The organism is Ferrovum sp. (assembly GCF_027317285.1).
Classification (GTDB): Bacteria; Pseudomonadota; Gammaproteobacteria; order Burkholderiales; family Ferrovaceae; genus Ferrovum.
In genome coordinates this window covers 97831-118858 of sequence record NZ_DAHVHV010000001.1, presented here as the reverse complement: position 1 = coordinate 118858, position 21028 = coordinate 97831, and the positions used below count along the sequence as shown (strand labels likewise).

Below are 21028 nucleotides of genomic sequence, written 5' to 3'. Positions count from 1 at the left end.
TTTATTTTCCGGACCCCTATCATGACCTCCAAAAGTTCCAACCCGTTGCTGGATTTTTCCGGGCTTCCCCATTTTGATGCCATCCGGCCCGAGCACATCGAACCTGCCATCCACTCCCTGATTCAGGACTGCGAGGCCATGCTCGACCGTTTGACCCACCAGACCGAAAGCCCGACCTGGGACACCTTCATCACGCCCCTGGAAGACGTCAATGAACGCCTGGCGCGTGCCTGGGGTCAGGTTTCCCACCTGAATGCCGTGGTCAACACCCCGGAATTGCGCGCGGCCTACAACGCGGTATTGCCCCAGGTCGCCCAGTACTGGGCGCGTCTGGGTCAGGACGAAGCCCTGCTCGAGGGCTACCGAACCCTCCATCATTCCCCGGAGTTCGGAAAACTGACAGCATCCCGCCAACGCATCATCACTCAGGCATTGCGCGATTTTCGTCTGGGTGGGGCCGAGTTGCCCTCTGCCGAAAAGGCCCGTTTTCTTGAAGTTCAGGAAACCATGGCGGCCACCGGCGCGCGTTTTGAACAGAATTTGCTGGATGCCACCAACAGTTTCACCTATGACACCCAGGATCCCGATGAACTCGCGGGCCTCCCCCCGGAAGTGCTCTCCATGGCAGCCGAAACGGCCAGGCAGGCAGGGCGCTCCGGTTGGCGGCTCACCCTGCACGCCCCCTGTTACCTCCCGATCATGCAGTATGCCGAACGACGCAGTCTGCGCGAACATTTTTATCGCTGCTATACCACCCGTGCTTCGGAGTTTGGTCCGGAACCCTGGAACAACGGCCCCTTGATCCAGACTTTGCTGGCCTTGCGTGCCGAGGAGGCCCGCCTGCTCGGATTCGACCATTTTGCGCAACTGTCCGTGGAACCCAAGATGGCTGAGTCTCCCGAGGCCGTGCTGGCTTTCCTGCGCGATCTGGCTCAGCGCGCCAAACCCTTTGCCGAACAGGACTGGAAAACGCTGACAGCCTTTGCACAGGCGCGCCTTGGCCTGGATGTGGTGCAACCCTGGGATCTGGCCTACGCCTCGGAAAAATTACGCACAGCCCAGTATGATTACTCTGAACAGGAAGTGAAAGCTTACTTCCCGGAACATTCCGTGCTGAAGGGATTGTTTCAGGTCATCCAGAAACTGTATGGCCTCGTGGTTCATCCCGCCCAAGCCGAGGTCTGGCATGAAACTGTTCGCTTTTACGAATTGAAAACCCCCACCGGAACTCTGATCGGCCAGTTCTATCTCGACCTCTATGCCCGCAATGGCAAACGGGGGGGGGCATGGATGGACGACGCCATCACCCGGCGCCGCAGGGGAGATACACTTCAGATACCGGTCGCTTATCTGACCTGCAATTTCTCGGCACCGAGCGGGGGAAAACCTGCGACCTTCACCCACGACGAAGTCATTACCTTGTTCCATGAGTGCGGGCATGGTCTGCACCACCTGCTCACCCAGATGGAGGATCTCCCCCTGTCCGGCATCCACGGCGTGGAGTGGGATGCGGTGGAACTCCCCAGCCAGTTCATGGAAAACTTCTGCTGGGAGTGGGAAGTGCTTCAGGACATGACCCACCACGTGGACACCGGAACTCCTCTCCCCCGAAGTCTCTACGAATGCATGCTGGCTGCCAAGAATTTCCAGAGCGGCATGCAAACGATGCGCCAGATCGAATTTTCTCTTTTCGACATGGAATTGCACCGTGCCGTCCCCGCTCATCTCGACCCCCTGCGCCTGCTTGAACGCATCCGTGCCGAAGTGGCCGTGGTCAAACCGCCCGTCTGGCACCGCTTCCCGCACAGTTTCTCGCATATCTTTGCGGGCGGCTATGCGGCAGGCTATTACAGTTACAAGTGGGCCGAAGTACTCTCTGCGGATGCTTATGCCCTGTTCGAGGAAAGTGGCGTATTCAACCCCGAGATCGGACGGCGTTTTCAGAACGAGATCCTGGCCCAGGGCAGCAGTCGCCCGGCACTCGACTCCTTCATCGCCTTCCGGGGTCGCCCTCCCCAACTGGATGCTCTCCTGCGCCATCAGGGCATGGTGCCCCAACCCGCCTGAAAGGAATCCACGCCTATTGGCTGCGCAACGGTTCCCCAGCCCGCACAAAATTGAACGTGCGGGTGATGCGGATCAGGTCGGTCTGCGCCCGCATGGTCGCCGTGAAGGGTTGAAAAGGTGCCGCCATGCGCACGATCCGCAATGCGGCCTGGTCCAGGGCGCTGTGCCCGGAACTGCGCCGTATGTCCACAGAAGCCACAGTACCATCTGCGTTGAGCACGGTTTCCACCCCCACACTCCCGGAGAGTGGCTGACCCTGCTCGGGCGGGGGATAATTCAAGCCCCCCACTTCGGCCACCTTGGTCGTGAAAGCCTCTTCGTAAGCCTGCCATTCACCCTCCCGGGTCCCTGAATCGAGCGTACGAACCCGTTTCCCCGCCCAGGGGTCCTGGACCAACCCGTGGGCCATGCTCAAACTCCGCCAGACCAGGGAGTTTGACGAAGCGTCAGGAAACCCGGCGGCAGACTGAGGAACCAAATCCGCCGGCTTCGAGGCTGTCTGCGTGTGATCAGGGGTCGCAGGAACGTCCGGTGAGGCTGGCTCTGGCGAAGAGGAAGGCGCTGAAACTTTCTGCGGCACGGGGGAAGGAGGGGAGGCCTTGGGAGAGACCGGGAGTTCGGGTGGCCGAGGAATCGTCGCAGGAGCCGGACCTGCCTCCAGATCCACGGTCATGGGCAGGAGCGGGGAAGGCAAGCGCCAGGTCAGCCCGGAAAACCTGATCCAGAGCAAGAGCAACCCATGGATCAGGAGGGAAACGACCACCGCTGCAACCCAGGGAGAACGGTAGGAAGAAATACCGGAAGCCAACCCTGGAACCCGCCCGGATTTCATGGGGTAACCGTCGGTTCCGCCGATAACAGTTCACAATGCAGTTCAATGGCCCACAGGTCGATGGACCGGATGGCCAGTTCAACGTCCGTTCCTGCCCCCCATGCCGCTGCCCCGGGAACCTTGACCACCAGCGGCAAGCCCTCGAGGCGAGCCGCGCCCTCGCGCAGCAGACGTGCACGACAAGTCGTCACGGTCTCCTGTTCCAGCCAGCGCAGACTCCAGTAGCGCTCCATCTGGCGCTGAAAATCCTGATAGGCTTCATAGGCCCGTTCAAAGGACAGGCTTTCATCGCGCAGACGAACTCGATCGGTCAGCGCCGGATCCAACTGCTGGAACAGGCGGATCAATTGCCACTGGTTGACCAGATCCGGGTAACGACGCAAGGGAGAACTGCACCAGGCATAATGATTCAGCCCCAGCCCCAGATGTGGCGCCGGATCCACGGACATGCCGGTGCGTCCCTGTCCCTGCACCCGAAACAAACCCAACCAACCGGCTTCCACCAATTGACCCGCCCAATGACGATTGACCTCGATCATCAGTTCCGCCACCAGTTCGTCCAAGGGGGCACCCCGTGGACGCGGATAAATGTCCACATGCTCCCCTTCCACCACGAAAGTATAATCATGATATTGAGGCGTGGGGCGTTCCCTGGCCCCGCGTGCTTCCGCCAGCCGTTCTGCCAATCCCCGCAAAATTTTCAGATCCGCCAGGTGCGGGATTTCCTGCCCGTCCAGCGCTTCCTCATCCCACCGGGCCTCCAATTCATGCAGACGCAAATTGGCCCCGATCCTGATTCGCTGAATCAGGGAACGTCGCGCCACCACCGCCAGGGTTTCCTTGTGCACCTGCAGCATCAAGGAGAGTACCGGGCGCTCCTGGCCCTCGTCGAGGGAACAGCGGGTAATCACCCGTTCCGGCAACATGGAAATTTTTCGCCCCGGCATGTACACCGTACTCAAACGTGCCCGTGCCTGTTCAGCCATGGCACTATCGGGACCAAACCGGAGGCCGGGTGCCGCGATGTGAATGCCCACTTCCCAATGCGCCGGATCCACTGACCGGAGACTGAACGCATCGTCGATTTCTGTCGTAAAGGCATCGTCGATGCTGAAGGCAGGCACCTCGTAGCAAGGCCAGTCCTGCTCCTCCAGCATCGGAAAATCCGAATCCGCGGACCAGGGTCCGAAATACTCGAATTCGAAACGCCCCTCGTGCCAGGCACGGCTACCACCAATGACCCCACATTGCGCCAACACCTGGGCAGGAGACTTTTTCAGCATCGAACTGGCGGCTTCCAGGGTCTTGTACGCCAACGTGTTCTTGTCCGGACGATAGAGCAGGGCAGGGAGTTCATGTACCAGCCAATCCGGACAACGTCCCGCCGCCAATGCCTCCAGCGCCTCAGCCTTTTGCTGATCCTGAAGACGACGGCGTTCCAGACCTGCCAGTGCCGCCTTGAGAGTTTCCGGCGCAGCCACACGAAAATGACCCCGCTGGCGCCGATGAAAATAGATCGGCGCCGCCTGCAGGCGAAACAGTACGGCCACTTGCTCCAGTACGCTGGGCTCATGCCCCTGATACTCCCGCGCCAGCGCCGAGAAATGCCATTCCGATTCCGGAGGACACGCCGACCAGAGCAGGTCGACATCAATCGTTTTCTGGAGAACTTCAGCCTCCTGGATCAGTATCCTGGGCTCTGGTTGGGTAAAGCGCAGCAGCACCCCCGCACTCTTGATCTTGCTGCGTTTACCGTGTGGGGCTTCCACCTGCAACGTGCTGTCAGATTCCGCCAGGACAGTCCCGAACCTGATTTCCCCACCGTCTTCGTACACCACATAACCCATCCTGCGCACACTCCCTTATGCCAATGCCCGTAACAGGAGGTCATGAACCCCCCCAAAAGCGCCATTACTCATCGTCACGATGGCATCCCCCGTGTTCGCTTCCGCAACCACTGCCGCCACCAGAGCAGGCAGATGCGTGAAAACCTGGGCACGCGTGCCCAGGGGCCGAAGAGCCGTGGGCAAATCCCAGCCCAGGTGGTGGTCATAGCCATAGACCCGATCTGCCAGGCTCAGGCTCTCGGCCAGTCGATCCGACCATACCCCCATCTTCATGGTATTGGAACGTGGCTCGATGAGGGCCAGGATACGTCCCCCGGTCGACCCCAGGCGCTGGTGCAACCCCTGCAGCGTGGTAGCGATGGCCGTAGGATGGTGGGCAAAGTCATCATAGACGGTTACGCCATTCACCACCCCCTTGATTTCGAGGCGACGCTTCACGCCCTCGAATCGTTCGAGGGCAAGGACCCCTTCCTCCAGAGGAACTCCGGCCTGCCTTGCGGCCAGCAAGGCCCCCAGGGCATTCATCCGGTTGTGTTCACCCAACAGTGGCCAATGAGTCGTCCGCGCGCGCACCCGCGTACCTTCCCGGATCGTCAATTGACCCAGGGGATCGCAGGAATCCAGGGACCAGTCTCCCTTTGAACCAAAGGATACCGTGGGGGTCCAGCACCCCCGCTCGAGCACCTGTGCCAATGCCCCATCCTGCGCATTCACCACGATCATCCCCGAACTCGGCACGGTCCGCACCAGATGATGGAACTGCGTCACGATCGACGCAAGATCCGGAAAAATGTCCGCATGGTCATATTCCAGATTGTTCAGCAACAGAACCTCGGGACGATAATGGACAAACTTGGACCGTTTGTCGAAAAAAGCCGTGTCATACTCGTCCGCTTCGATCACGAACCAGGGACGCTCTGCCCGCGCCACCCGACCCGACCTCCAGTGCCGGGGCAAACGCGCCGATGCTTCAAAGTTGCCCGGCACCCCGCCGATCAAAAACCCCGGATGCAAGTCCGCCTTCTCCAGCAACCAGGTCACCAGTGCCGTGGTGGTGGTCTTGCCATGGGTACCCGCCACGGCGATGACCCGGCAGGAATCGAGCACCTGCTGTGCCAGCCATTCCGGCCCGGAAACGTAGGGAAGCCCCTGATCCAGAATGGCCTCCATGAGCGGATTGCCGCGCGTCACCACATTCCCAACCACAAACAGATCCGGTTCCAAGGCGAGTTGTTCCGTCCCGAAACCTTCACTCAACCCGATCCCCTGAGCGTGCAACTGGGTACTCATGGGCGGGTAAACCTGGGCGTCGCACCCCGTGACCCGATGCCCTGCAGCCTTGGCCAGCACGGCCACCCCGCCCATGAAAGTGCCACAAATACCGAGAATATGGATATGCATGTCGGCGCCCTCCACTCAACGGGCTGGCGTATAAGCCAGTTGGGGGGCCAGCCAGTATTCCGCCTGTTCCAATGTCCAACCCTTGCGCCGGGCGTAGTCCTCCACCTGATCACGCCCGATCTTGCCCACCGCAAAGTAGACGCTGTCCGGATGAGAGAAATAAAACCCGCTCACGGCCGCCGTGGGCAACATGGCATAACTCTCCGTCAAACAGATCCCGGTGCGCTCGGTAACCTGCAGAAGATCGAAAAGGATGGCTTTTTCCGTATGGTCGGGGCAGGCCGGGTAACCCGGCGCGGGGCGAATACCGCGATAGCGCTCGGCAATCAACGCGTCATGGGTCAGGTTCTCGCCTGCGGCGTACCCCCACCATTCACGTCGGACCCGCGCATGCAGCGCTTCGGCAAAGGCTTCCGCCAGACGATCCGCCAATGCCTTGAGAAGAATGGCATTGTAGTCGTCATGCGCCGCTTCATATTCAGCCAGACGTTCCTCGATCCCCTGTCCGGCAGTGACCGCAAAAGCGCCGATGTAATCCGCCACGCCCGTCGAGGCGGGTGCCACAAAATCCGTCAAACACTGATTGTGCCGATCCGACGGCTTCTCGTTCTGTTGACGAAGATGGTGCAGAACGGTGCGCACTGCCGTGCGCGAGTCATCCGTATAGATGAGCAGGTCGTCCCCGTTGTCTGCGGCAGCCGCCGGAAAAAACCCCACCACTCCGTGGGCCGTCAGAAGTTTTTGCCCGAGGAGTTGCGCCAATAGTTCCTGGGCATCGGCAAAGAGTTGACGAGCCGTTTCTCCCACCACGGAATCTTCCAGGATGGCCGGATAACGCCCGCTCAACTCCCAGGTTTGGAAAAAAGGGGTCCAATCGATGTAGGGAACCAACGCATCCAGAGGGTAATCGCGCAACTCGCGTACCCCCAGGAAGGTCGGGCGGGGAGGGGCGGCGGCCACCCAGTCGAACTTCTGTCCGCGTTGCCGTGCCTGTGCCAGGGAGAGAAGGGGACCGGTCCCTTTTTTGGCTTCATGCTGGGTTCGAATCCGCGCCATGTCTGCCTTGATCTCCCGGATGTACGTTTCCTTCAATCCTTCACTGATGAGTTGGGTGCAGACTCCCACTGCGCGCGAAGCATCGGGCACATACACCGTCACCCCCTGGTAATGGGGTTCGATCTTGACCGCCGTGTGGACGCGCGACGTGGTGGCACCGCCAATCAGCAAGGGAAGGGTGAATCCGGTACGCTGCATCTCGCGGGCCACATGCGCCATCTCCTCCAACGAAGGGGTAATCAACCCGGACAGACCAATGATGTCCGCTCTTTCCGTGCGCGCTGTTTCCAAAATGCGCTCGCAAGGCACCATCACACCCATGTTGATGACTTCAAAGTTGTTGCACTGCAAGACCACGGCCACGATGTTCTTTCCGATGTCATGCACATCCCCCTTGACCGTGGCCAGCAGGATGCGCCCCTTGGCCTGGGAACCGGCACTTTTCTCCGCTTCGATGAAGGGAATCAGATGGGCCACGGCCTGTTTCATCACCCGCGCCGATTTCACCACCTGGGGCAGGAACATCTTGCCTGCCCCAAACAGGTCGCCCACCACATTCATGCCGTCCATCAGAGGACCTTCGATCACATGGATCGGACGTTCAGCCACTTGGCGCGCTTCCTCCGTATCCTCCACGATGTAGGTATTGATGCCCTTGACCAGCGCATGGGTCAGACGTTCGTGCACGGGTGCCTGACGCCAGGCCAGGTCTTCCTGGACAGTCTTGAGTCCGGCATCCTTGACCTGGGTGGCAAAAGCCACCAAACGTTCACCGGCATCGGGGCGCCGGTTGAGGATGACGTCTTCCACATGCGTCAGCAGGTTCGGCTCAATCTCGGCATAAACCCCCAACTGTCCCGCATTGACGATCCCCATGGACATTCCGGCCTGCACCGCGTGGTACAGAAAAGCCGTATGAATGGCTTCCCGCACTGTTTCGTTGCCGCGAAAGGAGAAACTCACATTGGAAACGCCGCCACTGACCTTGGCGTAAGGCAGGGTATCCCGAATCTGGCGCGTGGCCTCGATGAAGTCCACCGCGTAGTTGTCATGTTCCTCGATTCCCGTGGCGACGGCAAAAATATTGGGATCAAACAGGATATCTTCGGGGGGGAAATCCAGTTTTTCGGTCAACAAACGGTAGGAGCGCGTGCAGATCTCCACTTTACGTGCCTGGGTATCCGCCTGCCCCTGTTCATCGAAGGCCATCACGATGGCTGCCGCGCCATAACGCCGCACCAGGGTGGCACGGTGCAGAAACTCCGCCTCCCCTTCCTTGAGGCTGATGGAGTTGACGATGGACTTGCCCTGCACACATTTCAGCCCGGCTTCGATCACACGCCAGTCGGAAGAATCGATCATCACCGGAACCCTGGCAATGTCCGGTTCGGAAGCCACCAGATGGAGGAAGCGCTGCATGGCCGCCGGCGCATCGAGCATGGCTTCGTCCATGTTGATATCGATGATCTGGGCACCGCTTTCCACCTGAGCACGCGCCACCCCCAGGGCCTCGGTGAACTTCCCGGCCAGGATCTGACGTGCAAAGGCGCGGGATCCCGTCACGTTGGTGCGCTCCCCGACGTTCACGAAGAGGCTGTCCTCCCCGATATTGAAGGGCTCCAGTCCGGACAAGCGTGTTTCCCGTGGAACATCGGGGATCTGGCGCGGAGGAATCTCCCGGACCGCTTCGGCAATTGCCTGGATATGGGCAGGGGTCGTCCCGCAACAGCCTCCCACGATATTGATGAAGCCCGATTCGGCAAACTCCCTGAGCAGAGCCGCTGTTTCCGCAGGACCCTCATCGTACCCCGATTCAGCCAAGGGATTGGGCAACCCCGCGTTGGGGTGGGCACTCACATAGGTGTTTGCCACCCGCGCCAATTCCTCGATATAGGGGCGCATGAGCGCGGCCCCCAGAGCACAATTCAGACCGATGGAAAGAGGTCGGACATGAGACAGCGAATTCCAGAAGGCTTCCGTGGTCTGCCCGGTCAGGGTGCGCCCGCTCTGGTCGGTAATGGTCCCGGAAATCATCACGGGCAAACGTCGTCCCGTGCGTTCAAAAAAGGATTCAATGGCAAAAAGGGCCGCCTTGGCATTGAGGGTATCGAACACCGTCTCCACCAACAAGATGTCCACGCCTCCCGCCACCAGTGCTTCGATGGCTTCCCCATAGGCGATGTTCAGCGTATCGAAGTCTACATTGCGGTAACCCGGATCATTCACATCCGGCGAAATGGACGCCGTACGGGTGGTCGGCCCCAGTACCCCCGCCACGAAACGGGGTTTGGCCGGATTGCGGCAAGTGGCCTCATCAGCCAATCTCTTCGCCATCCGGGCGGCCTCGAGATTGATTTCAGTCACCAGGTCCGCCATATGGTAGTCTGCCAGGGAGATGGCATTGGCGTTGAAGGTGTTGGTCTCGAGGATATCCGCGCCAGCATCCAGATAGGCCTGATGAATCCCCTGAATGATGTGCGGCTGGGTCAGAACCAGAAGATCGTTGTTTCCCTTCAGATCATGAGGAAAATCCTTGAAACGTGTCCCCCGGTAATCTTCTTCGCTCAGACGATGTCGCTGGATCATGGTGCCCATGGCCCCATCCAGCATCAGAATGCGTTGAGAAAGCAAAGTGTGGAGTTGTGCGGTCGTATCTTTCATAGACGCACAGTCTACCATGCCCGTCAAGGCGACAAAAAGGCACCCCGAGGGGTGCCCCGAAGCCACCCAGCGAGTTCCCTAGAACTTGTAGATGCCTTGCAGACCGTAGGTGGTCATGGATTGTGAGAGAATTCCGTTGGATTCCGCAAACAATCCCTTGTCGGCACGATCCTCCCGAATTTCGCCGCGCAACTCAAACGACTTGACGGGGGCATACCCCAGGGTCAGCGTCGCTTCGCGCACCGTATTCGGTCCGACCAGCACGCCATAGCCGCCCGTATCGATGCCCGTCGCCAGAGCAGCGCCCGAATTGTCCCGCACTTCCTCAGCCCGGAAGGAGACCCGATACTGCTCATTGATCTGATAGTTCAGGTACCCGGCCACCCCCCAATAGGTTTCCGTCCCCACCTGATTGAGTCCGATGATTTCATTCTGTTGAGACGCGTGGTCCGCATTCAGGATGAAGGTCAGGGACTGGGTCAGATTGGTGGTGAAGACCATGTCCAGCAAGGTGCGATTCCCCGCCCGAGCATTGGCCCCACCGTACGCCGTAAAGGTATTGGTGGTGAACATGTTGTTGGCATTGACCCCCGCCGTGGCAGGAGCCAGCACTGTTTCATCTCCACTATAAACGTCGAAGAGCAGAGACGTGTCCTTGGTGAAGGCCTCGTTCAATGCCAGTTCCACCGTCTTGGAAGCCGTCATCCCCGTCACCTGGTCCCAGCCGTTATTCACCCCCATGGTCAGGGTCGTGGCTTCGGTCACATTGTTGATGGCACGCACCCCCGTATGCGTAAAGGGAATCTTGCCAAAGAGGATGGAACGGGTGATGTTGGTATCCGCACCGCTGTCAATGTATTCCACCCCGGCCAGGGTGGTATATTTCCCACCCATCACCGTCCAGGCGTTCTTGGCATACTGCATGAACGCCTGGGTCAGGTCGAAAAACCCCCCACTGCCTGCGGTGGTGTTGTTTGGGTTGAGATTATTTCCGGAACAGGCCCCATAGGAACAAATGACCCCGGCATTGGAGCCCGCCGTCAGATTGACCAACCCGCCAATCCCCTGGGTCGGCAACTTGGAAATCGTGACCGATGCCTGATTCAGGGCAAAGGAATTCTTGGTGGTATCAAACACCTGCACGCTGGGATCCGGCGTTTGCGAGTGCGCCATGTAGCCCATGTCCAGGTAACCTTTCACTTCGATATTGGCTTTCTTGAACAACTTGCCCAAACTCACTTCAGGTTCCGCATCCGATTCTTCCTCCTTGGCCTGGGCCAGGGTACCTGCCCCCAGGTACAGGACGGCGGCAAACAGACTGAAATAACTTCGCGGATTCTTGCTGATGAATGTCATGGTTTTTCCTCGTCATATTTTTTTGTAAAAATCACGCTAAAACGGGTAAAAACCTTTTCCTCCCCCTTCTGCGTTGGGAAAGTATTGACGCACATCAAGATACAAATTGCAACAGTTTGGTCATAAAAAAAGAGGCACCCGGAGGTGCCCCAATTCCCTGACGGAGAGAGGAAAGGCTATTCGATACGTTCGCCATGCAGGACCAGATCCAGTCCTTCACGTTCTTCTTCTTCACTGACACGCAACCCCATGACCATGTCGATGACCTTGAGCAGAACGAAGGAGACCACGAATCCGTAGACCACCGTCACGCCGACACCCAAAGCCTGGGTCGCCAGGCTGCCATCCATGGCACTGATTTCCTTGACATTGAAGACCCCGGTCAGCAAGGCTCCCACGATCCCGCCGATGCCATGCACGCCGAAGGCATCCAGGGAATCATCGTAACCCAGCATATGTTTCAAACTGGTGGCGGCCCAGAAACAGATCACGCCTGCCGCCAGTCCGATGGCGATGGCTCCGCCCGTGGCCACGAAACCGGAGGCTGGCGTAATGGCCACCAACCCGGCCACAGCCCCGGAAGCAATACCCAGAACGCTGGGTTTGCCCTTGGTCAGCCATTCGGCAAACATCCAGGACAGAGCCGCCACCGCTGTAGCGACCTGAGTCACCACCATGGCCATCCCGGCACGACCATCGGCCGCCACCGCAGAACCGGCGTTGAAACCGAACCAGCCCACCCACAACATGGAGGCACCCACCAGCGTCAGTACCAGATTATGGGGTGCCATGGGTTCCTTGCCATAGCCCACCCGTTTGCCCAATACCAACGCTGCCGCCAGACCCGCGACCCCGGCATTGATGTGCACCACCGTGCCCCCGGCAAAGTCCAACACGCCTTTGCCCGCCAGCCAGCCTCCCGGCTCCCAGACCCAATGCGCGATCGGGGAATACACCAGCAACGACCAAAGTGTGATGAACACCATCATGGCAGAGAACTTCATGCGTTCGGCAAAGGCCCCGGCAATCAATGCAGGCGTAATGATGGCAAAAGTCATCTGGAACATCATGTAGACCGATTCCGGAATAGATGTGGCAGCATGGTGCACCATCACCTTCTTGGCCTCATTCTGATACAGCATGCCATCCAGCAGGAAGCGCCCCATGCCCCCGAGCCAGGGCGTTCCAGGCATGAAGGCCAGACTGTAGCCTGCCACGACCCACAACACCGTCACCAGGGCACAGATGGCAAAACTCTGCATCAGGGTGGCCAGCACGTTCTTTTTGCGAACCATCCCACCATAAAACAGAGCCAGACCCGGAATGGTCATGAACAGGACCAATGCCGTGGACGTCAGCATCCAGGCCGTAGCCCCGGAATCGATTTTGTCAAACCCCACCAGAAAGGGGGCCGTGGGCGCTGCCGGGGCCGCAGCAGCCGGCGCTGCGGGTGCCGGGGTAGCATCAGCGGCGGCGGGAGCAGCGGGAGCCGAAACTGCTGGCGCGGGGGTTGGCGGAGTTGCCATGTCATCGGCCATTACGGTCACAGTCCCCAAACTCAGGGACAGCGCCAGAGCGGCTGCTTTCAATGTTTTCCATCGTGCATTCATGTTCATTCTCCTCACAGGGCGTCCGAGCCGGTTTCACCGGTCCGGATTCGCACCACATGTTCCAAATCGTATACAAAGATCTTTCCATCGCCGATCTTGCCCGTGGTAGCCGACTTTTCGATGGCCTCGATGACCTGCTCCAGTAACTCGGTCTTGATGGCCGCTTCCAGCTTGACCTTGGGCAGAAAATCTACCACGTATTCAGCGCCCCGATACAACTCGGTATGTCCCTTTTGCCGTCCAAACCCTTTCACTTCGGTAACGGTGATCCCCTGTACGCCAATGGCACTCAGGGCTTCCCGCACCTCATCCAACTTGAAAGGTTTGATGATTGCAGTCACGAGTTTCATGATCTCTCCTCATTTTGAATTTTCGATTGGTTAAAACTTGTAAATGCCCTGCAACCCATAGGTCACCATGCTCTGGTACAGTGTTCCATTGGACGAAGCAAAGATGCCCTGGCTCGCACGGTCTCCCCGCAGTTCGGCCCGCAGTTCAAAGTCTTTGACCGGCGCATACCCCAGAGTCAGGGTCGCTTCCCGCACCGTATCGGGACCCGGCAGTGTTCCTGGGGCCGCCACGGCAACCCCGGACTCATCCTTCAATTGTTCCGCCCGGAATGATACCCGGTATTGTTCGTTGATCTGATAATTCAGATAGGCTGCTAGCCCCCAGTAAACCTCTGTCCCCACCTGATTGTTGGTGGCGCCGATCACCACATTCTGCTGACTGGAATGATCTGCATTGAGAATGAACGTCAGGGACTGCGTCAGATTAGACGTGAAAACCATATCCAGCAAGGTGCGATTGCCGCTTCTGATTCCGGAAAAAGGAGTCCCGGCATTGGCCGTATACATGTTGGTAATGGTTCCCGCCGGAATGATCCCCGCCCAGTCGAGGGAGGTGGGCACCGTTTCAGCCCCGCTGTATACATCGAACAACAGCGAAGTATCCTTGGTAAAGGCTTCGTTGATGGCAAATTCCGCAGTCTTCGAAGAGGTCATGCCCGTCACTTGATCCCACCCGTTGTTGACCCCCATGGTCACGGTGGTCGCATCCGTCAGCGCGTTCACGGCGCGTACCCCCGTATGGGTAAAGGGGCTGTGGCCATAGAGGATGGAACGGGTAATGTTGGTATCCGCCACACTGTTGGGGACTTCAACGCCCGACATGGAATTGAACTTCCCGCCGATCAGGGTCCAGGGACCGGTGGCATATTGCATATACGCCTGGGTGGGATCAAAGTTCCCCCCCGACCCCATGGTGGAATTGTAGGGGTTGAGATTGTTCCCGGAGCAGGCGCCGTAGGAACACAGGTAACCCGCGTTGCTCCCGGCGATCAGATCCACCAGCCAGCCCATGCCCTGCTTGGGGGTTTGAGACATGGTGATGGAGGCCTGGTTGAGACTGAAGGAATTTTTGGCGGTATCAAATACCTGAACGTTGGGATCAGGCATCTGGTTGTGGCCGATGTACCCGGCATCCAGATAACCGGAGACATCGATGCTGGAGGCCTTGAACAACTTGGCAATGGTCATTTCCGGCTCTGCGTTGGTTTCATCTTCCTTTGCATTGGCAGCCGTCATCATCCCCATCATCAAAAGACAGGAGGTCACTTTGAGGGGGAAGGGCAGGGGGGCTTTCATGAGGTTTTCTCCTTAGGGGTTTGGATCAGTGACATTAGGGTGCTCATCATAAGAATATCGATACAAAGAATTCATCAAAAAAACGAACCAACGCATGAAATCCTGATCAATCCTTTCCAACAACTCGCATCACATTAAGCACAGATCGTGCCAACCACGAATTCCCCAAGAATTTCATTTTTATAGGGCATATGACCGCCAGAACGACCGATCAATGCACCAAACAAGTGCATCCCTGACCCGAAGCGTTCCAGTTTGGAGCATCCCCAAACAGAAATGGAAAACGACAAAAACCCATGAACAAAAATTGGATAGAATGCTCTCACACCCATCCTGCAGGAATATACCCATGGACCCCCATACATTGATCGACGAATTCACCAGGAAAATCTCCGAACTGGTTGCGAGGACGCCCGTCGCCGATGTGGAGAAGAATACCCGCGCCCTGCTGAGCAGCCTCCTGGCAAAAGCAGATTTGGTGACGCGTGAAGAATTTGACCGTCAGACCCAGATACTGGCGCGCACCCGGGAAAAATTGAACGAGTTGGAAGCCAAAGTGGCCACCTGGGAAGCGCAGCAGGAAAAGTAGTCGCTATTGAGAGACATGTCGCGGATGCTTCGGCTCAGGTTGAGGAATCCAATTTTCTGAAACCGGTCCGGTAATGCAATGCCTCGGCAATGGCGCTTTCAGATACGCTCTCCTCCGTACCCAGATCTGCAATGGTGCGGGCCACGCGCCACACACGATGCACGGCCCGCACACTGAGTTCGTAGTGATCGGCGGCACGCAACAATAATTTCCTGGCCTGGGCGGATAAGGGAGCAACGCGATGCAGGGCATCACTCCCCAAACTTTCATTGGTCATGCCCTGACGTTCCTGCTGACGTTCCTGAGCCGAAATGACACGCTGGCGTACTATTTTGCTGGATTCTCCCTGGGATTCCGCCATCAGTTCTTCCGCCGTGAGCGAGGGTAATTCCCACTGCAGGTCGATTCGGTCGAGAAAGGGGCCGGACAGGCGACGCGTGTAGCGTTCCAGTTGAGGCTGGGTACACCGGCACCGCCCCGCAGGATGACCACGATAGCCACAGGGACAAGGATTCATGGCGCCCACCAGTTGAAAGCGCGCGGGATAAATGACCTTATGCGCTGCTCGGGATACCGCAACCTGACCAGACTCGAGGGGTTCGCGCAACATATCCAGCAAATGAGTCGGAAACTCGCCCAACTCATCCAGGTGCAGTGTTCCTCCATGAGCCAGGGAAACCTCTCCAGGATGGAGGTGTGTCCCCTGTCCCCCCCCCATCAAGGCAGCCGTTGTCACGGAATGATGTGGGTGGCGGAAAGGGCGGATGCGCCAGAGAATGGGATCGACAGTTTCACGATGTGCGGCTCGAATGGCGGCCAGAGCCAATGCCTCCGTTTCTGTCATGGGCGTACAAATGCCCGGAAGACAACGTGCCAACAGGGACTTCCCGACCCCCGGAGGCCCCACCAACAACAGATGGTGACGTCCTCCCGCAGCAATTTCCAGTACCCTTTTCGCCTGTGCCTGTCCACGAATCTGAGCCAGATCGATATCCGGCATGACCTCACGTGTTTCCTGTGACTCCAGGTGGGCAGGGGGCAATAAGGAACATCCGGTCAGATGATCCCAGGCTTCGCGCAGATGGGTAGCCCCATATACCCCGTCAGGATGACCATGCACCGCCTCGGGTGCCGAAGCTCGCGCCACCATCAACCAGTGTCCCGCCTGCGCGACGGCCACCGCCATGGGTAAGGCCCCATGAATGGCGCACAGGCCGCCATTCAATCCCAACTCTCCGGCAAACTCCCAATTTTCAAGCAGGGCATGGGGTAAATGATGGGAAGCGGCCAGAATCCCTATGGCAATGGGCAGATCGTAACGGCTGGAGTGCTTGGGAAGTTCGGCGGGAGCCAAGTTGACCGTCACCCGCTGGAGAGGAAAGCCGAAACCGCAGTGGTTCAAGGCGGCACGCACACGATCCCGACTCTCGCGTACCTCTGCCTCGGGCAAACCCACCAGATTAAACTGAGGCAACCCGCCGGACAGGTGGACCTCCACCCTTACCAGCGGGGTTTCTGCGCCCCACAAAGCCCGGCTGTAGACACAGGTAAAAGCCATGATCCGATCGCTCCCTGGAAAGGATCATGATGCCCCACGATGGCACGCATCTCTCTTTCAAAAAGCGCGAGGCGATCTGCCTATTTTTCCTGGATCAATGGCCTACCGGGAATAGTTCGGTCCGCTCAGAGCATGCCCAGCGTCAGCAGCACGGACTCACTCATCCGTTCCCGTGTCCAGGGAGGGTCCCAGACCAATTCCACGTGGGCCGAATCGATCCCCGGTACTTCCACCATCCGTTGTTCCACTTCCCCCGGAAAGGTTTGAGCCACGGGGCAGCCCGGCGCAGTCAAGGTCATTCGAACATCCACATGCGCCCGCTGGGGATCGATGGTCAAACCGTAAATCAACCCCAAATCGTAGATATTGACGGGAATTTCGGGATCGAAAACGGTCCGCAAGGCCGCAATGACCATTTCCTCCAACTCGTCCCTGGAAAATTCGGGAGCCGGTGCAGGTTTGGGTACGTCACTGGCCTCCATTCCCGGAAAACCCGCCGCAATGGCCTCTTCCACGGGAACAGTGGGCGGTTCGGGAGAGGGTTGACGTCCCACGGAGATATAACGCCTCGTGGACTCCTTGGCCGCTGGGGGTTGGGGCTGAGGCTCTTCCTGATTTAACCATTCCATCGCTGACATGATCTACTCCGTTGAAACCGGTTGATCGGCCTGATGCAACGCTGCATTCAGGGTATGCCAAGCCAGAGTGGCACATTTCACGCGCGCCGGAAATTCGCTCACCCCCGCCAGAACGGCCAACTTGCCCATCTCCACGGTATAAGGCTCCCCCTTGACCATGTGATGAAAGCCTTCGAAGAGTTCTGCCACCTCGGTTTCACGGCGCCCCTTGAGGGCCTCGGTCATGAGCGAGGCCGAAGCCGTGGAAATGGCACAACCGGAGCCCTCGAAACGGGCTTCCTGGATGATGCCGTCCTCGACTTTCAGATTGAGGGACAACTTATCCCCGCACAATGCATTAAAGCCATCGGCATGACGATTGGCGCCCGGTAACGGACCAAAATTACGGGGATGGCGGTTATGATCAAAGATCACTTCCTGATACAGATCACGCAAATCACTCATGAGACCCTCTCAACCCAGGAATAGTTTTTGCACCCGCTCGATCGCCCGGAACAGACTCTCGACCTCCTCGAGCGTGTTATACAAGGCAAAGGACGCCCGTGCCGTGGCAGGCAGGCTGAAAAAGTCCATCACCGGCATGGCGCAATGATGGCCGCTGCGGATGGCCACCCCTTCGCTGTCCAGGATGGTTCCAATGTCATGGGGATGAATGCCTTCCAGCACGAAAGACAGGATGCTGGCCTTGCCCGGCGCCGTTCCGATGATACGCAGGCCGTTGACCCGGCGGGCGCGCTCGGTCGCCTCCTGAAGCAACCAGTCTTCATGGGCCGCAATGTTCTCAAGCCCCACGGACTGAACAAAGTCGATGGCTGCCCCCAGTCCGATGGCGCCGGAAATATGCGGCGTCCCTGCCTCAAACTTGTAGGGAATCTGGTTGTAAGTGGTTTTCTCGAAGGTGACCTGCAAGATCATGTCTCCTCCGCCCTGATAGGGGGGCATCGCCGTGAGCAGTTCCTTTTTTCCATACAGGACGCCGATCCCCGTGGGACCATATAACTTATGCCCGGAAAAAACAAAGAAATCACACCCCAGGGCCGCCACGTCCACCGCCACGTGGGCCACTGCCTGAGCCCCGTCCACCAGCACCCTGGCGCCTGCTGCGTGTGCCTTGCGAATGATCTCGGCCACAGGATTCACGGTCCCCAGCGCATTGGATACCAGGGTAATACCCACCAGGCGGGTACGCGCCGTGAGCAACTGATCCACCCGATCCATCAACAAGACCCCGCGCTCATCCATGGGGATCACCTTGAGCCGAGCACCCGTCATTTCACACAGCATTTGCCAGGGCACGATGTTGGCATGGTGCTCCATCGCACTGATCAGGATCTCGTCGCCAGCCTCGAGATGGGTGCGGCCCCACGTCTGAGCCACCAGATTGATGGCCTCCGTTGCACCACGGGTGAAAATGATCTCTTCGACGTGCGCAGCCCCCAGAAACGCGCGAATTTTCTCGCGGGCACCTTCAAAGGCCTCGCTGGCTTCCTGGCTGAGCGCATGCACACCGCGGTGGATATTGGCATTGAAGTGTTCAAAATAATACCGTTCCGCATCCAGCACGGCGAGCGGCTTTTGAGTCGTGGCGGCATTATCCAGGTAGACCAAGGGTTTCCTGTGGACTTTACGCTCCAGAATGGGAAATTGACGACGCCAGAGATAGGGGTCAAACATGACCATTCTCCTCAACCGTGCCACCCAGCAAGCGCCGGACCGCTGCACGCACGCCGGCGTGAGGAATGGCTTCGGCAATTTCCAGGGTAAAGGCCTGAATCAACAGGGTGCGGGCCAAATCTGCGGCAATCCCGCGCGTACGCAGATAGAACCACTGCTCCTCGTCCAGTTGTCCCACCGTGGTGCCGTGGCTGCACTGCACGTCATCTGCAAGTATTTCCAGTTGAGGTTTGGTATTGACTTCGGCCTTGTCTGACAGCAACAAGTTGTGGTTTGACTGGCGTGAGGCTGTTTTCTGGGCATCCAGTGCCACCCGGACCCGCCCGTTGAACACGGCCTTGCCCGTGCCATCCAGTACGCCCTTGAAACACTCGTCGCTGGTACAGTGCGGGGAATCATGTTCGATGCTGGTGTGAAAATCCTGCAGGGCACGGTCCGCCACCCGATACACGCCTTTGAGAACACACTCGGCGTGGGGCTCGATCAGGCGCAGGGTAATGTCATTGCGTCCCAGCGCGCCAGACAAGGCAAAGGAGAAAACCTGCAGGCGGCTCCCGGCGCGCTGCAGCGCATGCAGCGCAGCCGTATGGTAAGACAGGATGCCTTCTTTTTGCACCTTCACCAGAGTCAAACGCGCCCGAGGTGCCAGTTCGACAGCCGTTACCCAATTGCTGTGCGTCGGTTGATCGGTGTTCCCCACACAGTGTTCCTGCAGGACCAACTCGCTGTCTTCCCCCATTTCGAGCAACAGTGCCCCGTGGCTCATGCGTTGTCCCGTCTGGCTCACTTTCACCAGATGCAGCGGAATCTCCAGCGCACACCCTGCATCCACCGTAATCCAGATTCCCTCCGCAACAAGGGCACCGTTGAGCGCGCCAAATGCGGTCAGGGCACGGGCAGGCACCATCTTTTGCGCAAACCGTTCCCGCGCCAGCGCATCCAGTTCGGACCAGAAACGCAGATGAACACCCTCTGGAAGCCCTTCAAGCATGGATAGGGCCGGCTGAAACAGACCATCCACAAAAACCAGACGGGGTGCGGGCACCTCCTCCAGCGTCAGCTCTGGTGGTCCATCCTTCCCCGCTTCCCGGGATTCGGCTGCGGAATGCAGGGACAGTTTCTCCAATCCCGACAAGGCGGTATATTTCCAGTCTTCGAGGCGGGTCGTCGGCCACCCCAGCGCTTCGAATCTGGTCCACTCCGCCTGACGCCGTTCCCGACCGACAGCCCCCTCCAGAGTCGCTTGCGCCTCAAAACTGGCACGGCATTGGGTGAGAAACGGATTCATGGGGTCACCGCTCCCTCGTTTCCTGCATCCCCGACCCAGGCGTAACCTTCCCGTTCCAGTTCCAGGGCCAATTCAGGACCGCCGGAACGCTGGATGCGTCCGTCGGACAGTACGTGCACGAAATCCGGTTTGATGTAATCCAGCAGGCGCTGGTAGTGAGTCACCAGAATCATGGCGCGATCAGGACTGCGCAAACTGTTGACCCCATGGGACACGACTTTCAGGGCATCGATATCCAAACCCGAATCGGTTTCGTCGAGAATGGCCAAACAGGGTTCCAGTACCACCATCTGAAGAATTTCGTTGCGTTTTTTCTCGCCACCGGAAAAACCTTCATTGACGGCGCGATAAAGCATCGACTCGTTCATCTCCATCAACTTCATCTTGTCCTTGACCAGGGCCAGAAAATCCATGGCGTCCAATTCAGGCAACCCGCGATGCTTGCGCTGGGCATTGAGCGCAGCCTTGAGCAGATAGACATTGCCCACCCCGGGAATTTCCACGGGATACTGAAAAGCCAGAAAAACGCCTTCCCGTGCCCGCTCTTCCACCGCCAGTGCCAGCAAATCCTTGCCCTGATAGGTCACACTGCCCCCCGTGACAGTGGCATTTTCCCGTCCCGCCAGCACATTGGACAGGGTGCTTTTCCCTGAACCGTTCGGTCCCATGATGGCATGCACTTCACCCGCCTTCACGTCCAGGTTGATTCCCTTCAAAATTGGCTTGTCGCCGACCGATGCCTGTAGATTCCTGATACTTAACATAGCGTTTCCATCGTTCCGAAATGATTGAATTTGACCCGTGT

General features: G+C 58.4%; 16 protein-coding genes. 2 read left to right on the top strand and 14 right to left on the bottom strand.

All coding sequences use genetic code 11. The features are described from left to right. Positions 1-21 precede the first annotated feature (21 nt). Positions 22-2067 (top strand): M3 family metallopeptidase, encoded by a 2046-nt coding sequence (locus tag M6F29_RS00530; protein ID WP_298156518.1) that lies wholly within the window; start codon positions 22-24, stop codon positions 2065-2067. A gap of 13 nt (positions 2068-2080) precedes the next feature. On the opposite strand, the gene M6F29_RS00525 is transcribed toward M6F29_RS00530, so the two are convergent. The 8 genes from M6F29_RS00525 to M6F29_RS00490 form a co-directional block, all read right to left on the bottom strand. Beyond that, complete coding sequence (locus M6F29_RS00525) at positions 2081-2899, bottom strand: energy transducer TonB (protein ID WP_298156515.1); 819 nt, start codon at positions 2897-2899, stop codon at positions 2081-2083. Next, a complete protein-coding gene (locus M6F29_RS00520) occupies positions 2896-4746 on the bottom strand; it encodes a ribonuclease catalytic domain-containing protein (protein ID WP_298156512.1) in 1851 nt (616 codons plus the stop codon). The genes M6F29_RS00525 and M6F29_RS00520 overlap by 4 nt, the downstream gene beginning before the upstream one ends. A 15-nt stretch (positions 4747-4761) precedes the next feature. Further along, positions 4762-6147, bottom strand: a complete 1386-nt coding sequence (gene mpl / locus M6F29_RS00515) for a UDP-N-acetylmuramate:L-alanyl-gamma-D-glutamyl-meso-diaminopimelate ligase (RefSeq protein ID WP_298156509.1) — start codon at positions 6145-6147, stop codon at positions 4762-4764. A gap of 15 nt (positions 6148-6162) precedes the next feature. Next, positions 6163-9864, bottom strand: a complete 3702-nt coding sequence (metH, locus tag M6F29_RS00510; RefSeq protein WP_298156507.1) for a methionine synthase — start codon at positions 9862-9864, stop codon at positions 6163-6165. Between the two features lie 78 nt (positions 9865-9942). After that, positions 9943-11220, bottom strand: a complete 1278-nt coding sequence (locus M6F29_RS00505; protein WP_298156504.1) for an outer membrane beta-barrel protein — start codon at positions 11218-11220, stop codon at positions 9943-9945. A gap of 176 nt (positions 11221-11396) precedes the next feature. After that, positions 11397-12830, bottom strand: a complete 1434-nt coding sequence (locus tag M6F29_RS00500; RefSeq protein WP_298156501.1) for an ammonium transporter — start codon at positions 12828-12830, stop codon at positions 11397-11399. Positions 12831-12841: 11 nt separating this feature from the next. Continuing rightward, on the bottom strand, positions 12842-13180 hold the full coding sequence (glnK, locus tag M6F29_RS00495) for a P-II family nitrogen regulator (RefSeq protein WP_031599015.1): 339 nt from the start codon (positions 13178-13180) through the stop codon (positions 12842-12844). Between the two features lie 30 nt (positions 13181-13210). Then, the gene (locus M6F29_RS00490) at positions 13211-14476 is read right to left on the bottom strand and encodes an outer membrane beta-barrel protein (protein WP_298156498.1); all 1266 of its coding nucleotides are present in this window, start codon (positions 14474-14476) and stop codon (positions 13211-13213) included. A 349-nt stretch (positions 14477-14825) separates the two neighbouring features. Between M6F29_RS00490 and M6F29_RS00485 the strand changes: the two genes are divergently transcribed. Then, positions 14826-15065, top strand: coding sequence for an accessory factor UbiK family protein (locus tag M6F29_RS00485; protein ID WP_298156496.1), 240 nt, complete (start codon positions 14826-14828; stop codon positions 15063-15065). Positions 15066-15099: 34 nt separating this feature from the next. On the opposite strand, the gene M6F29_RS00480 is transcribed toward M6F29_RS00485, so the two are convergent. The 6 genes from M6F29_RS00480 to sufC all read right to left on the bottom strand — a co-directional run bounded on the left by M6F29_RS00480 (position 15100) and on the right by sufC (position 20987). Continuing rightward, positions 15100-16623, bottom strand: coding sequence for a YifB family Mg chelatase-like AAA ATPase (locus M6F29_RS00480; protein WP_298156494.1), 1524 nt, complete (start codon positions 16621-16623; stop codon positions 15100-15102). Positions 16624-16748: 125 nt separating this feature from the next. Then, positions 16749-17105, bottom strand: a complete 357-nt coding sequence (locus tag M6F29_RS00475) for a DUF59 domain-containing protein (RefSeq protein ID WP_366525908.1) — start codon at positions 17103-17105, stop codon at positions 16749-16751. Positions 17106-17264: 159 nt separating this feature from the next. Beyond that, positions 17265-17705 (bottom strand): Fe-S cluster assembly sulfur transfer protein SufU, encoded by a 441-nt coding sequence (gene sufU, locus M6F29_RS00470; RefSeq protein ID WP_297477678.1) that lies wholly within the window; start codon positions 17703-17705, stop codon positions 17265-17267. Positions 17706-17714: 9 nt separating this feature from the next. After that, entirely contained in the window at positions 17715-18941 is a 1227-nt protein-coding gene (locus M6F29_RS00465) for a SufS family cysteine desulfurase (protein ID WP_521401682.1), read from the bottom strand. After that, positions 18928-20223, bottom strand: coding sequence for a Fe-S cluster assembly protein SufD (gene sufD / locus M6F29_RS00460; RefSeq protein WP_298156488.1), 1296 nt, complete (start codon positions 20221-20223; stop codon positions 18928-18930). The genes M6F29_RS00465 and sufD overlap by 14 nt, the downstream gene beginning before the upstream one ends. Then, a complete protein-coding gene (gene sufC / locus M6F29_RS00455) occupies positions 20220-20987 on the bottom strand; it encodes a Fe-S cluster assembly ATPase SufC (RefSeq protein WP_297477672.1) in 768 nt (255 codons plus the stop codon). The genes sufD and sufC overlap by 4 nt, the downstream gene beginning before the upstream one ends. Between the last annotated feature and the right edge of the window lie 41 nt (positions 20988-21028).

Excerpts from the sequence above, each read along its gene's own strand:
- metH (WP_298156507.1), bottom strand. The coding sequence starts at position 9,864 with ATGAAAGATACGACCGCACAACTCCACACTTTGCTTTCTCAACGCATT.
- sufD (WP_298156488.1), bottom strand. The coding sequence starts at position 20,223 with ATGAATCCGTTTCTCACCCAATGCCGTGCCAGTTTTGAGGCGCAAGCG.
- M6F29_RS00530 (WP_298156518.1), top strand. The coding sequence starts at position 22 with ATGACCTCCAAAAGTTCCAACCCGTTGCTGGATTTTTCCGGGCTTCCC.
- mpl (WP_298156509.1), bottom strand. The coding sequence starts at position 6,147 with ATGCATATCCATATTCTCGGTATTTGTGGCACTTTCATGGGCGGGGTG.
- M6F29_RS00520 (WP_298156512.1), bottom strand. The coding sequence starts at position 4,746 with ATGGGTTATGTGGTGTACGAAGACGGTGGGGAAATCAGGTTCGGGACT.
- sufU (WP_297477678.1), bottom strand. The coding sequence starts at position 17,705 with ATGAGTGATTTGCGTGATCTGTATCAGGAAGTGATCTTTGATCATAAC.
- M6F29_RS00485 (WP_298156496.1), top strand. The coding sequence starts at position 14,826 with ATGGACCCCCATACATTGATCGACGAATTCACCAGGAAAATCTCCGAA.
- M6F29_RS00500 (WP_298156501.1), bottom strand. The coding sequence starts at position 12,830 with ATGAATGCACGATGGAAAACATTGAAAGCAGCCGCTCTGGCGCTGTCC.
- glnK (WP_031599015.1), bottom strand. The coding sequence starts at position 13,180 with ATGAAACTCGTGACTGCAATCATCAAACCTTTCAAGTTGGATGAGGTG.
- sufC (WP_297477672.1), bottom strand. The coding sequence starts at position 20,987 with ATGTTAAGTATCAGGAATCTACAGGCATCGGTCGGCGACAAGCCAATT.
- M6F29_RS00465 (WP_521401682.1), bottom strand. The coding sequence starts at position 18,941 with ATGGTCATGTTTGACCCCTATCTCTGGCGTCGTCAATTTCCCATTCTG.
- M6F29_RS00490 (WP_298156498.1), bottom strand. The coding sequence starts at position 14,476 with ATGAAAGCCCCCCTGCCCTTCCCCCTCAAAGTGACCTCCTGTCTTTTG.
- M6F29_RS00475 (WP_366525908.1), bottom strand. The coding sequence starts at position 17,105 with ATGGAGGCCAGTGACGTACCCAAACCTGCACCGGCTCCCGAATTTTCC.
- M6F29_RS00505 (WP_298156504.1), bottom strand. The coding sequence starts at position 11,220 with ATGACATTCATCAGCAAGAATCCGCGAAGTTATTTCAGTCTGTTTGCC.
- M6F29_RS00525 (WP_298156515.1), bottom strand. The coding sequence starts at position 2,899 with ATGAAATCCGGGCGGGTTCCAGGGTTGGCTTCCGGTATTTCTTCCTAC.
- M6F29_RS00480 (WP_298156494.1), bottom strand. The coding sequence starts at position 16,623 with ATGGCTTTTACCTGTGTCTACAGCCGGGCTTTGTGGGGCGCAGAAACC.